The organism is Mycobacterium sp. E3298 (assembly GCF_001666895.1).
Classification (GTDB): Bacteria; Actinomycetota; Actinomycetes; order Mycobacteriales; family Mycobacteriaceae; genus Mycobacterium.
On sequence record NZ_LZJB01000604.1, the window covers coordinates 1 to 12188 of the forward strand.

The 12188-nt window shown below is 69.8% G+C and carries 11 protein-coding genes and 1 pseudogene; 2 read left to right on the forward strand and 10 right to left on the reverse strand.

Annotated elements, in window-relative coordinates:
* Nucleotides 1-179, forward strand: a pseudogene (locus tag A9X05_RS31440) (PhzF family phenazine biosynthesis protein); the annotation flags it as partial.
* Between the two features lie 15 nt (nucleotides 180-194).
* On the opposite strand, the gene A9X05_RS27595 reads toward A9X05_RS31440, so the two are convergent.
* From A9X05_RS27595 to A9X05_RS27605, 3 genes are all read right to left on the reverse strand, one after another.
* Complete coding sequence (locus tag A9X05_RS27595) at nucleotides 195-680, reverse strand: peroxynitrite isomerase (protein WP_067747350.1); 486 nt, start codon at nucleotides 678-680, stop codon at nucleotides 195-197.
* A gap of 31 nt (nucleotides 681-711) precedes the next feature.
* Entirely contained in the window at nucleotides 712-1176 is a 465-nt protein-coding gene (nrdR, locus tag A9X05_RS27600) for a transcriptional regulator NrdR (RefSeq protein ID WP_046184812.1), read from the reverse strand.
* Nucleotides 1177-1302: 126 nt separating this feature from the next.
* The gene (locus tag A9X05_RS27605; protein WP_067785410.1) at nucleotides 1303-1797 is read right to left on the reverse strand and encodes a LysM peptidoglycan-binding domain-containing protein; all 495 of its coding nucleotides are present in this window, start codon (nucleotides 1795-1797) and stop codon (nucleotides 1303-1305) included.
* 289 nt (nucleotides 1798-2086) lie between these two features.
* Between A9X05_RS27605 and lexA the strand changes: the two genes are divergently transcribed.
* The gene (gene lexA / locus A9X05_RS27610; protein WP_067785413.1) at nucleotides 2087-2785 is read left to right on the forward strand and encodes a transcriptional repressor LexA; all 699 of its coding nucleotides are present in this window, start codon (nucleotides 2087-2089) and stop codon (nucleotides 2783-2785) included.
* 10 nt (nucleotides 2786-2795) lie between these two features.
* Here lexA and A9X05_RS27615 read toward each other — a convergent pair whose 3' ends face one another.
* From A9X05_RS27615 to A9X05_RS27645, 7 genes are all read right to left on the reverse strand, one after another.
* Complete coding sequence (locus A9X05_RS27615; RefSeq protein WP_067747343.1) at nucleotides 2796-5087, reverse strand: LGFP repeat-containing protein; 2292 nt, start codon at nucleotides 5085-5087, stop codon at nucleotides 2796-2798.
* 546 nt (nucleotides 5088-5633) lie between these two features.
* A complete protein-coding gene (locus A9X05_RS27620; RefSeq protein WP_067747341.1) occupies nucleotides 5634-6794 on the reverse strand; it encodes an acyl-CoA dehydrogenase family protein in 1161 nt (386 codons plus the stop codon).
* Between the two features lie 97 nt (nucleotides 6795-6891).
* Nucleotides 6892-8313, reverse strand: coding sequence for a GTPase HflX (gene hflX / locus A9X05_RS27625; RefSeq protein WP_067785416.1), 1422 nt, complete (start codon nucleotides 8311-8313; stop codon nucleotides 6892-6894).
* Nucleotides 8314-8359: 46 nt separating this feature from the next.
* Nucleotides 8360-9232 carry a diaminopimelate epimerase gene (dapF, locus tag A9X05_RS27630; RefSeq protein ID WP_067747392.1) on the reverse strand — a complete coding sequence of 291 codons (873 nt, stop codon included), beginning with the start codon at nucleotides 9230-9232 and terminating at the stop codon, nucleotides 8360-8362.
* Nucleotides 9233-9292: 60 nt separating this feature from the next.
* Nucleotides 9293-10231 carry a tRNA (adenosine(37)-N6)-dimethylallyltransferase MiaA gene (gene miaA / locus A9X05_RS27635; RefSeq protein WP_067785419.1) on the reverse strand — a complete coding sequence of 313 codons (939 nt, stop codon included), beginning with the start codon at nucleotides 10229-10231 and terminating at the stop codon, nucleotides 9293-9295.
* A 1-nt stretch (nucleotide 10232) separates the two neighbouring features.
* Nucleotides 10233-10922 (reverse strand): hypothetical protein, encoded by a 690-nt coding sequence (locus tag A9X05_RS27640; RefSeq protein ID WP_067785422.1) that lies wholly within the window; start codon nucleotides 10920-10922, stop codon nucleotides 10233-10235.
* A gap of 33 nt (nucleotides 10923-10955) precedes the next feature.
* Nucleotides 10956-11924 carry a DMT family transporter gene (locus tag A9X05_RS27645; RefSeq protein WP_067785425.1) on the reverse strand — a complete coding sequence of 323 codons (969 nt, stop codon included), beginning with the start codon at nucleotides 11922-11924 and terminating at the stop codon, nucleotides 10956-10958.
* Between the last annotated feature and the right edge of the window lie 264 nt (nucleotides 11925-12188).

Genomic DNA, 12188 nt, shown 5'->3' on the forward strand with positions numbered 1-12188 from the left:
TCGGCGTGCCGGAGGACGAGGCGACCGGCTCGGCGGCGATGCGGATCACCGACTACCTCAGCCGCGACCTGCACATCACCCAGGGCCGGGGATCGATCGTCGAGACGACGTGGAACGCCGAGGGCTGGGTGGGAGTGGCCGGGCGCGTCGTCAATGACGGTGTGCGGCACATCGACTGACGGCCGAGCACGCGCTCAGCGCTGCCGGCGCAGCACCGCGGCGAGGTGGTGCTGCAAGGGCTGCCCGACCGCTCCCATCCGCACCGAATACGACAGTTCGTCGCCGTCGATGCGGAAGGAACGGCCAAGGGCGGTCACCTCTTTGGCGGTCGGGGTACGTCCGACGTCGGTGGTGGACAGCTCGATCTCGATCACGTCGCCGGAAACCGCGTACGTGCCCACCTCGATCTCGGTGATGCCGCTCGGGTGGGCCAGCACCAGTTCGACGTGACCGGGCCGCGGCACGCGCAGGTAGCCGGTCTCGGCGTGCAACGGCTTGCCGTCGGCCGACGCCTTCGTCTTTTGCGCGTACGCCAGAAACGGCTTGCCGACGTGGGAGAACACGACCTCTTCGAGATAGTCGAAGGGCTCGATGGTCGGGTACTCGCCCGCGCCCTGGCCGGCCCAGGTGCCCAGCAGCGGTGCGAGGGCCGCGAGATCGGGATGCAAGTCGGGGGGCATGAAATCGAGACTAGCCCGGCGACGAAGGCCGTCAGCTCGGTGTCGTGACCTGGCGGTGTTCGCGCAGGGCCTGGATCTCGCGTTCGAAATCGTCTGCGGATTCGAAGGACCGATACACCGACGCGAACCGCAGGTACGCCACCTCGTCGAGGTCGCGCAGCGGCCCGAGGATGGCCAGGCCGACCTCATGGCTGGCCACCTCCGGCGAGCCCGCGGCCCGCACCGTGTCCTCGACCTGCTGGGCCAGCAGGTTCAGCGCGTCGTCGTCCACCTGGCGGCCCTGGCAGGCCCGGCGGACACCGCTGATGACCTTCTCCCTGCTGAAGGGCTCGGTGACTCCGCTGCGTTTGACCACGGCCAGCACCGCGGTCTCCACCGTGGTGAAACGGCGCCCGCATTCGGGGCATGATCGGCGGCGCCGAATGGCCTGCCCCTCATCGGTTTCCCTCGAGTCGATCACCCGGGAATCGGGATGACGGCAGAACGGGCAATGCATGACCGCTCCTTCGCCGTGCCGTCAACCTGATACCGCAGCACTTCGAGCGTACCCGCGCGCTCACCTGCGCGGGTAATGGCTCAGCGAAGGTTGGTGGGCGCCGCTCGCCAGTTAGCGGGGCGGTCGTCAGCCGACCGGGGCGATCAAGGTCTGGCCCGCGACCAGGTTCGGCGAGTTCATGTCGTTGAGTTCGCGGATGCGGTCGGCGACCTGGCGGGCGGGCGCGTCCGGCGCCACCCGGCGAGCCACGTCTTGCAGCGACTCCCCCGCCTCCACGCGCACGACGGCCAGGCGGTCCGGGACGTGCGCGGCCGAGCTGCCGGAGTCACCGTTGAGCACCTGACCGACGTTGCCGACCAAGCCCAGCCACAGCGTGATCGCGCCGGCGGCCAGGGCCAGCCAGATCGTGGTCGTCACCGTGACGGGGCGCTTGCGGTGCGGCGCGGCGGACACCGCGAGGCCGGTGCCGTAGTAGCGCGTGGGCGCGCCCGCCGGCCTCGAGGGGCCGGGGCGGCGGGACCGGGCCAGCCCGTCGCGGCCGTAACGAAGCCCCGGGACGGGTCCGTTGACCGGACGCCGAGGGCTGCTGGTACGCGGCGCCAGCGTGTGCATGGTTGTCATCTGCGTTCCTCCGGTCAACTTGATTCGCTCAGCTGTTCGACTGTATCGCTCGTGTGTTCGAAATCCGAACATGTGAGCGAAGCGTGTCGCACGAGTCGAACGCTAGACCACGCCACCGACAAGTGCGTGGCCGCTAGAGCTGACATGCGATCGAAATACCCGATCCGCCGAAGAGTTACACCTTTGTGATTCACGACTTCGGCGCGGCTTTTCGCCGACGGGCGGATGGGCGACACGCTACTCGAACACATGTTTGATTCTTGGGCGCGGTGGGGTTACATTCAGTGCCATGAGCGACAGCAGCGACACCTCATCGGCCGGCACGGGCGGCCGGTTGCACGCCGTGGATTCATCGCTGACCGAACGTCAGCGCACCATCTTGAACGTCATTCGCGCGTCGGTCACCAGCCGCGGCTACCCGCCGAGCATCCGGGAGATCGGCGACGCCGTCGGCCTGACGTCGACGTCATCCGTGGCCCATCAGCTGCGCACCCTGGAGCGCAAGGGTTACCTGCGTCGGGACCCGAACCGTCCGCGGGCGGTCGACGTCCGCGGCGCCGACGACGACGTGGCGGCGCCGGCAACCGACGTCGCCGGCTCCGACGCCCTGCCGGAACCGACCTTCGTGCCGGTCCTCGGGCGCATCGCCGCCGGTGGACCGATCCTCGCCGAGGAGGCGGTCGAGGACGTGTTCCCGCTGCCGCGCGAGCTGGTCGGCGAGGGCACGCTGTTCCTGCTCAAGGTCGTCGGCGATTCCATGGTCGAGGCGGCGATCTGCGACGGCGACTGGGTGGTGGTGCGCCAGCAGAACGTCGCCGACAACGGCGACATCGTCGCGGCCATGCTCGACGGGGAAGCCACCGTGAAGACGTTCAAGCGCGCGGGCGGTCAGGTATGGCTGATGCCGCACAACCCGGCATTCGACCCGATTCCCGGCAACGAGGCGACCGTGCTGGGCAAGGTCGTCACGGTGATCCGCAAGGTCTAGCCCGGCGGGGTCAGTCCGCCTTGACGAAGCCGTTGGCCTGCGCGACTTCTTCGCTGGCCAGCCAGATTTCGGCGAGGGTGTCGTGGTAGAGCTCGCTGCCCGGTGTGTAGTACAGCCCGAAGCGGGCGCTTGCCTTGATCGGGTATCCGTCGGGCACCTGGTAGGGGTCGTCCAACGGTAGGTGGATGGTCGGGCGCCCGGGCGTGCCTGCCCCCGCGCCGCTGTCCTCGTCGTCGGCGGCCGCGTGCCGTCCGCCCCGCTGCCCGGATGCGACGACGGCCGCGGCGGCGGCCTCCGGCGCGGCGGTTTCCGGCGGGGTAGCTTCCGGCGGGGTGTCGTCCGCAGCGGCGGCGTCGGCACCAGTGGCCTCGGCGACATCCGCCGGAACATGCGGCACGGCCACATCCGGATACTCGGGCTCGGGAGCCGCGGCTTCGGGGGCGGCGTCCTCGTATTCGACGTCCGGCGGCGTGTGCGGCACCGCGACGTCGAGGTACTCGGCATCCACGTACCCCTCGTCCCCGCGAGCGGCCTCCGGGTGGGCGGACTCGTGCGCGTCGTCGGTGTACTCGGCTTCGGCGTACTCGGCTTCGACGTACTCGGCCTCGGCGTAATCCGCTTCGGGATAACCGGATTCGGCGTAATCCGCTTCGCCGTATTCGGATTCGGCGTATTCGGGTTGGGCATAGCCGGATTCCGTTTCGGGATAGCCCGCCTCCGACAGGGCCGTCGGTGAGACCGCGGCGAAGGAGTCGGTGTCCACCGCGTCGGGGTCCTGCTCCTCGTCCCCGTAGCCACCCTCGTCCGCACCGCGCCGCCGCCAGCTGACCCGCCCGGCGGCCTCGGCTTCGGGCGTCTCGGACTGCCCGTCGAAGTGTTCGGCGCCGACGTCGTCGGGCCCCCAGTGCTGGTCGCCCACCGGCTCGTAACCAAGGTCGAGGTCGCGGTGCGGCTCGTAGCCGGCACCGGCACGCGCGGCGCGCCGCCGGCGCCAACCGAGGGCCAACAGCCCGGCCAAGACGATCAGCACCAGCACCGGGATGCCGGCCAGCAGCCACCACCACTGCAACGCGAACTTCTTGGGGTGCGCGGGCGTCGCCGAGCTGCTCGGCTGATTCTGGCCCGACACCTGCAGGCCCGACAGCAACGGCGCGAGATTGGCCGGGTCGGTGCTGAACGTGTTCTTCGCCCGGTTCCACGAGATCTTGCCGCCGACGAACTGCTGGGAGACCACGTCGCCGTCCACCGACTGGTCGCCGACGGGCGCACCCAGCTTGCCCGTCGGCCCCCGGAGCTTGTCCCACGCCGCCTTCATGGCGCCGCGCACCACGAACGCGCCGTGCTCCGAACTCCAGAAGATCACCGGTTTGTCGGCGCCGGAGAAGGTGACGACGCGGCTGGACGGGATCCCGCCGTCGGCTTCGTTGGCGGTGGGGAAACCGAGATCGCTACCGGCCGGGCCGCCCAGCGATTCGTACTTGGACAGGATGTTGGTCTCGACGGCGTTCGCGCCGGTCGCGGGGCTGAAATACACCTTGCCGTTGGCGAAGTCCTGGACGATCCCGTCGCCACCGATCGGATACTGCGCGCCCTTCTTGACCCCCAGCGGCCCGTTCGGACCACCGGCGGCGCGCCATGCCATGTTGATGGCCGCGGTGGGGTCGATCGCCACCTGTAAACCCTTCAACTGGTCGGCCAAACCCGCTGGCTCGGTGGTGAACTGCTTGGTCTGCCTGTTCCACGAGACCTGGCCGCCGCTGAATTTCTGGGCGGACACCTCGCCGTTGTAGGTTTCGTCGCCGACCGGGACGCCGAGCACGCCACCCGAGCTACCCAGCTTGTCCCACGCGGCGTTGATCGCGCCGCGCACCACGAACGCGCCGTGGTCCGGCGTCCAGAAGATCACCGGCTTGTCGCTGGCCGAGAAGGTGGCCACCCGGCTGTCCGGACCGGCGAGGCCGGGCACCTCATTGATCGCGGGGAAGCCCAGATCGCTGCCGGCGGGGCCGCCCAGCATTTCGTATTTGTCCAGGATCGGCCCGTAGACGAACTTGGCGCCGGTCGCCGGCGTGAAGAACATCTTGCCGCCGTCGAAGTCCAGCTCGAAACCGTCTCCGGCGGGATACACGTCGCCCTTCCGCGGGCCCAGCGGTGAACCGTCGCCGCCGGCCTTTTCCCAGGCGGCCATCATGGCCGCCTCGGCGTCGCCGATGGGAGACGCCGCCGCGGAAGGCGCCAACAAGGCGGCGGCGGTCGCGAAGGCCGTCAAGGTGACCAGCGCACTCCCGACCAGCCTGCGCATGTGACCTCTCTGCCCGTTCACCAAGCCTCCCAGCCGACGGCTACGGCCCTATCAGCGGCTATGCCCGTGGCTGCACAGCCGGCGAGGGGGCCGCACTCCGACCGCGCGGAAACAGCCCCGCACCGATCCGCATTATCGCCGGGCTCGCATAACTTTGCTCCTGCCAAGGAGAAATACGAAGTCAAATCACGCATATTACAAAAACGGATACCACGCCGATGTCGAAATGATGCCGAGCCACGCTCGAATCGCGACGAACCGCACCATCGCCCGCGTGACGTCGGGCTTATCGTGCCGACTCCCGAACCGGTCGCACACCTGCGCAATAGGGCGCGGGCCTGCGCGCGCCGGCCCGGCTCGTCGCCCCTGCCGCGCTTTTCGCGGCGCACCATTGCGCGGGCGTCCCCGAAACACATGCGCCGACGGTACGTGAAGCCATTAACTCGCCGGCGATCTACCCGAAAAAACGGCGGCCAGGCGGGCATTGACCGCGTTTGCCGACCGCGGGCGAATTGACCGTTCCTTTGGCGATCGCCGTTGTCGGGTCTAGACGCCGAGGCTGCGGCCGATGATCTCCTTCATGATCTCGGTCGTGCCGCCGTAGATGGTCTGCACCCGCGCGTCCAGATAGGCACGGGCGACGGGGTATTCGCGCATGTAGCCGTACCCGCCGTGCAGTTGCAGACAACGGTCGATCAGGTGCACCTGCTTCTCGGTGGAGTACCACTTGGCCATGGCCGCCTGTTCGGCCGTCAGCTTCTTGTCCAGGTGCAGGCGGATGAACTCGTCGACCATCATGCGCACCACGGTGGCCTCGGTCGCCAGCTCGGCGAGCACGAAGCGGCTGTTCTGGAAGCTGCCGATCGGCTTGCCAAACGCCTTGCGCTCCTTGGTGTATTGCAGCGTGTCTTCGAGCACCTGCTCCATCGCGGCGGCCGCCATGATGGCGATCGAGATCCGCTCCTGCGGCAGGTTCTGCATCAGGTAGATGAACCCCATGCCCTCCTGCCCCAGCAGGTTTTCGGCGGGAACCTTGACATCGGTGAAGGACAGCTCGGCGGTGTCCTGGGCGGCCAGCCCGATCTTGTCCAGGTGCCGGCCGCGCTCGAAGCCCTCCATGCCGCGTTCGACAACGAGCAACGAAAAGCCTTGCGCGCCTTTGTCCGGATCGGTCTGCGCGACCACGATCACCAAGTCGGAGTTGATTCCGTTGGTGATGAACGTCTTTGCGCCGTTGAGCACGTAGTGGTCACCGTGGGCGACCGCGCGGGTCTTGATGCCCTGCAGGTCGCTGCCGGTTCCCGGCTCGGTCATCGCGATGGCGGTGATGAGCTCCCCGGTGCAGAACTTCGGCAGCCAGCGCTGCTTCTGCTCCTCGGTGGCCAAGGCCAGCAGGTAGGGCGCCACGATGTCGTTGTGCAGCCCGAAGCCGATGCCGCTGTAGCGACCGAAGGTGGTCTCCTCGGTGATGATCGTGTTGTACCGGAAGTCGGGGTTGCCCCCGCCGCCGTATTCCTCGGGGACGGCCATACCGAGGAAGCCCTGCTTGCCGGCCTCGAGCCACACGCCGCGGTCGACGATCTTCGCCTTCTCCCATTCGTCGTGGTGCGGCGCGACGTGGCGATCGAGGAAGGCGCGGTAGGACTCGCGGAACAGGTCGTGCTCCGGCTCGAAAAGCGTGCGCTGGTATTTGACGGCACTGCCCATGTGGATGACCTCCGGCGACTCGAAACTCTGTCGCCCAACATATACCAACCAGACGGTTGGTCGGCAGCCGGCGGGGTGGCCACGGCGCGCCGGCGGATCAGCCCGCCGAGAACTCCTGCAGGCGTCCGGCCAACGCCACCGGGACTCGGGCCTTGATCCGGGTGCCGTCGGGGCTGTGCTCCTCCTGCTGCACGCGCCCGTCGGCGTGCAGCCGGGCCACCAGGTCGCCGCGGTGGTACGGAATCACCACATCCACGGCCGTGTCGGCGGGGACGGCCAGCTCGCCCATCCGGCACCGCAGGGCCTCGATGCCTTCCCCGGTCCTGGCCGAGACGAACACGGCGCCGGGCAGGGCGTGACGGAGCCCGGCCAGCGTCAGGCCGCTCGCGGCGTCGACCTTGTTCACCACCAGCAGCTCGGGCGGCGGGTCGCCGTGATGGTCGGCGATGACGTCGGAGATCACCTCGCGCACCGCGTTGATCTGGGCCAGCGGGTTGGCGTCGGAGCCGTCGACCACGTGCACGAGCAGGTCGGCGTCGACGACCTCCTCCAGCGTGGAGCGGAACGCCTCGACGAGTTGGGTGGGCAGGTGCCGGACGAACCCGACGGTGTCGGTGAGCACCAGCGGGCGACCGTCGGTGAACTCGGCACGGCGGGTGGTGGGCTCCAGCGTGGCGAACAACGCGTCCTGCACCAGCACCCCGGCCCCGGTCAGCGCGTTGAGCAGGCTCGACTTGCCGGCGTTGGTGTAGCCGACGATCGCGACCGACGGGACCTCGCTCTGCCGGCGGCGGCTGCGCTGGGTGTCGCGGACCTGCTTCATGTCCTTGATCTCGCGGCGCAGCTTCGCCATGCGTTCACGGATGCGCCGGCGGTCGGTCTCGATCTTGGTCTCACCGGGACCGCGCAGGCCCACGCCTCCCCCGCTGCCGCCGGCGCGGCCACCGGCCTGCCGGGACATCGATTCACCCCAGCCGCGCAGCCGCGGCAGCATGTACTCCATCTGGGCCAGCGACACCTGCGCCTTGCCCTCCCGGCTGGTGGCGTGCTGGGCGAAGATGTCCAGGATCAGCGCGGTGCGGTCGATGACCTTCACCTTGACCGCCTTTTCCAGCGCGGTGAGCTGCGCAGGGGACAGCTCACCGTCGCAGATCACGGTGTCAGCGCCGGTCGCCAGCACCACCTCGCGCAGCTCCTGGGCCTTGCCAGAGCCGATGTAGGTGGACGGGTCGGGCTTGTCGCGGCGCTGGATGAGCCCCTCGAGCACCTGGGAACCGGCGGTCTCGGCCAGGGCGGCCAGCTCGGCCATGCTGGCGTCGCTGTCGGCGGCGGTGCCGTCGGTCCACACGCCGACGAGCACGACGCGCTCCAGGCGGAGCTGGCGGTACTCGACTTCGGATACGTCGGCGAGTTCGGTCGACAGCCCGGCGACGCGGCGCAGCGCCGACCGTTCTTCCAGGGCGAGTTCGCCGGTGCTTGGCTCCGGCACAGCGGGTTTGGAGAATTCAGGATGTGTCATAGGCAATACAGAATGATGCACGGCGGATCGGCGTCGTGCACCTGAATTAACGTCGCTGCGCGTCCCACCATTCCCCGCTGATCTCCCCCTGTGCCACGAGAACCGACGGTCCCCTCAGGTAGCTGGTGGCGTCGGTGATGGTGACGACGACGTCGCCGCCGGGCACCCGCACCTTCAGTGTGCCGGTGTCCGCACCGGCGGCGGCCAGCGCGGCCACCGTGGCCGCGACCGTGCCGGTGCCGCAGGAGCGGGTCTCGCCGACGCCTCGCTCGTGCACCCGCATCCGGACCGCGCCGTCGGCCGGCGCCGTGACCAGTTCGATGTTCACGCCCTCCGGGAACTGGGCGTGGTCGAAGCTCACCGGCGCCGCCACGTCCAGCCCGGCGAGTTCCTCGGCGGTCAGATCGGGATCCACGCATGCCAGGTGGGGATTGCCGACGTCGACCGCCAGGCCGGAAAACCGTCGGCCACCGACGAGGGCGCTGCCCGGGCCGAGGGTGTTGGCCTTGCCCATGTCGACGCTGATGTCGGCGTGCGTCGCGCCGGCGTGGTGCACGGTGATCGGCCGGGGGCCGGCCGGCGACCCGATCACGAATTCGTCGCGGGACTCCATGCCGCTGGCCCGCAGGTAATGCGCGAACACCCGGATGCCGTTGCCGCACATCTGGGCGATGGAACCGTCGGCGTTGCGGTAGTCCATGTACCAGTCGGCCGACGCCACGCCGTCGGGCAGGCGGTCCAGCACGCCGGCCGCCAGAGCCGCCGCGGCGGTGGTGACTCGCAGCACCCCGTCGGCGCCCAGTCCCCGACGCCGGTCGCACAGGGCGGCCACCCGGGCGGGGGCGAGGTCGAGCGCGGCCTCCGCGTCCGGGAGCACCACGAAATCGTTCTCGGTGCCGTGGCCCTTCGCGAACATCATGCGCGCCACTCCTCACCTCCGGCTGCGCCGGCAGCATCGTCGTCGGCGCGAATCACCTGCTCAGGATACGTGGCCCCACGCTTGCAGCGCTTCGTCGACGAGCCGGGCGCCGTCCGCCCCCGCTTTTTCAGAGTCCAGCCAGTGAACCCGGTGGTCGCGGCGGAACCAGGAGCGTTGCCGGCGGACATAGCGTCGAGTGCCCACGTAGGTCTGTTCGCGTGCGTCCCGCAGCCGCTCGGTGCCGCCTCCGGCGTCGAGCGCCTCGATCACCTGCGCGTAGCCCAGGGCGCGCGACGCGGTGACCCCGTCGCGCAGGCCCTCACCGAGCAGCGCGCTGACCTCCTCAACGAGGCCCTGGTGGAACATGGCGTCGGTGCGGCGGGCCAGCCGCTCGTCCAACGTCGTTGTCTCGCAATCCAATCCGATGATCGCGGTGTTCCACCTCGGGGTGCCGATGCGTGGCGCGGACGCGGCGAAGGGCCGACCGGTCAGCTCGACGACTTCGAGCGCCCGCACGATGCGCCTGGCGTCGGTCGGCAGGATGGCCGCCGCGGCGGCGGGGTCGCGGCGGGCCAGCTCGGTGTGCAGCCCGCCGACGCCGACCTCGGCCAGCCGCTGCTCCCAGCGAGCCCGCACCGCGGGATCGGTCGCGGGGAACGACCAGTCGTCGAGCAGCGATTGGATGTAAAGCATGGAGCCGCCCACGATGATCGGAACGGCGCCGCGGGCCGCGATCGCCTCGACGTCCGCCGCGGCGGCGCGCTGATAGCGGGCGACCGTCGCGGTCACTTTGACGTCCAGCACGTCGAGCTGGTGATGCGGGATGCCGCGGCGTTGCCCGACGGGCAGCTTGGCCGTGCCAATGTCCATGCCGCGATAGAGCTGCATCGCGTCGGCGTTCACGATCTCGGCGGCGTCGAGCCGTTCGGCGAGATCGAGTGCCAGCTGCGACTTGCCGGTTCCGGTGGGGCCGATGATCGCCAGCGGTCGGGCGGTCACTTCAGACCTGCCAGGCGCCGGCGAAGTAGCCCACGCCGTAGGGCGCCCCCCGGTATAGCTCCTTGGCCGACCGCGGTCCCGGCTCGGCCAGCCCGGCCAGCACCTGGAAGGCGACGCGGCCGAGGATCTGCCGGGGCAGCCGCGCCAGGGCGGCGACGTCGCCGGTCGCCAGCGCGTCGTCGAGGGCCAGCTGCGCGTCGGCGTTGGCCGGGTCGTATCCCCCGGGCGCGCTCGGGGTCAACGTGTTCGCGCCATCGGCCACGACCAGCACGCCGATCGGCTCGGCTGACCGGTCGACCTCGGCGCGCAACGCCCGGCCCTCGGCCAGGGCGGCCTCAGCGTCGTGGTCGGTGCGGTAGATGCGGGCCTCGGCGGTCGCGTCGGGGCGGGCCTGGCCGCGCACCCAGCCGGCCAGCAGCGCGGACACCGGCAGGTCGGCGGGCGCCGCGGTGTCGGCGCGCGGGGAAAGCCCGACCCGGACGTCCACACCGAAACCCGCGAACGTGCCGGCCGCATCCCGCCCCCACGCTTCGTCGCGTGCCCCGGTGCCGATGACGATCCAGCGGGCGGGGAGAAGGGCTGCCGCCGCCAGCACAGCGGCCACCAGATCGGTCACCTCCGCGGCGGCCCCGCCGGCCAGCTCGGGCACGAGCAGCGGCGCCGAGGGAACGATGGCAATCCCGCTGAGCACGCCACCAAACTAATGGTTCGCCGACGCGCGCGCTCAGGCCTCGGCGGCCACGACCACGGGGCCGGTGTTAAGAGGGTCGGCCTCGCCGTCCGAGGACGACCACGCGTCCGGCGTGATGCTCCCGTCGTCCCGGCCGACCTCGGCGACCATGGTGGCCGCCTCCCCGCGGGCCAGGGCGACGGTCGCCACGATCACCACGGCGATCGCCGCTACCAGCACGAAGGCCTTGGGCCCGTCCGCGTTCAGCGTTTCGCCCAGCACGAAGATGCCGAGCAGGCCGGCCACCACGGGCTTCGCCACCGTCATCGTCGGCATGGAGGCCGTCAGCGCACCGGCGCGGAACGCCGACTGCTGGAAGATCATCCCGGTCAGCGCCAACAGCAGCCACGGGACGAACTCGGGCGCGGTCAGCACGGCCAGCGGGCCGTCCTCGCCGACCTCGACGATCCCTTTGGTGAGCACCGCGAACAACGCCAGCGCCGAACCCGCGACCACCGCGAGCAGGGCGGCCGCGAACGGGCTGCCCGACCAGATCCGCGCGGCCACCACGCACGCCACCAGCAACGGCACCATCACCGCGGCGACGATGGCCCACGTCTCGACCGACGCGCGCTGATGTCCGGAGGCCGGGTCACCGACGATGATGACCACCGCCAGGGCCCCGGCGAGCACCACCGCCCACACCCACTCCCAGCGGGTGACCCGGCGCTTCGTCAGCCGCGCGTAGATCGGCAACGCGAACAGCAAAGCCGTCACCTGCAGCGCGGTCACCAACACCACAGAGCCCCAGGCCAGGGCCCCGGCCTGCAGGCTGTAGTTGATGATCGCCGCGAGGCCTCCCAGCCACCACCGGGTGTCCTTCAGCGACATGCGGAACAGCTCCAGGTGGCCGACCTGCTTGTCCGTGATCTCCTGCGCAGAGCGCTGACGGATCACGTCGCCGACCGCGGATGCCAGCGCCGCGCACAACGCAATCAACGCCGCGACGTCAACCTTCGACATGAGTGACCCCTCATCTCACGATTGCCCCGACCAGCTTTCCCTGGGGCTCGGGCAAATACACGCAATATTTGCGATCAGTTCAGCAACAACTGTATGACGTCGCACACGCTGCGGCGCGCTCAACGAATCACCCTTTGTTCTTACGGCATTAACCTAAGGATGCGCTGTGGGCAACGCGTCGATCCGGTTAACCGCGGCGTCGCTAAGCCGGTTGCGCTGCGGCGTTCGGCAACCCGGCCGCAATCCTGTCCTGCGTCGCGGAGG

Excerpts from the sequence above, each read along its gene's own strand:
- A9X05_RS27595 (WP_067747350.1), bottom strand. The coding sequence starts at position 680 with ATGCCCCCCGACTTGCATCCCGATCTCGCGGCCCTCGCACCGCTGCTG.
- nrdR (WP_046184812.1), bottom strand. The coding sequence starts at position 1,176 with ATGCATTGCCCGTTCTGCCGTCATCCCGATTCCCGGGTGATCGACTCG.
- A9X05_RS27605 (WP_067785410.1), bottom strand. The coding sequence starts at position 1,797 with ATGACAACCATGCACACGCTGGCGCCGCGTACCAGCAGCCCTCGGCGT.
- lexA (WP_067785413.1), top strand. The coding sequence starts at position 2,087 with ATGAGCGACAGCAGCGACACCTCATCGGCCGGCACGGGCGGCCGGTTG.
- A9X05_RS27615 (WP_067747343.1), bottom strand. The coding sequence starts at position 5,087 with ATGCGCAGGCTGGTCGGGAGTGCGCTGGTCACCTTGACGGCCTTCGCG.
- A9X05_RS27620 (WP_067747341.1), bottom strand. The coding sequence starts at position 6,794 with ATGGGCAGTGCCGTCAAATACCAGCGCACGCTTTTCGAGCCGGAGCAC.
- hflX (WP_067785416.1), bottom strand. The coding sequence starts at position 8,313 with ATGACACATCCTGAATTCTCCAAACCCGCTGTGCCGGAGCCAAGCACC.
- dapF (WP_067747392.1), bottom strand. The coding sequence starts at position 9,232 with ATGATGTTCGCGAAGGGCCACGGCACCGAGAACGATTTCGTGGTGCTC.
- A9X05_RS27645 (WP_067785425.1), bottom strand. The coding sequence starts at position 11,924 with ATGTCGAAGGTTGACGTCGCGGCGTTGATTGCGTTGTGCGCGGCGCTG.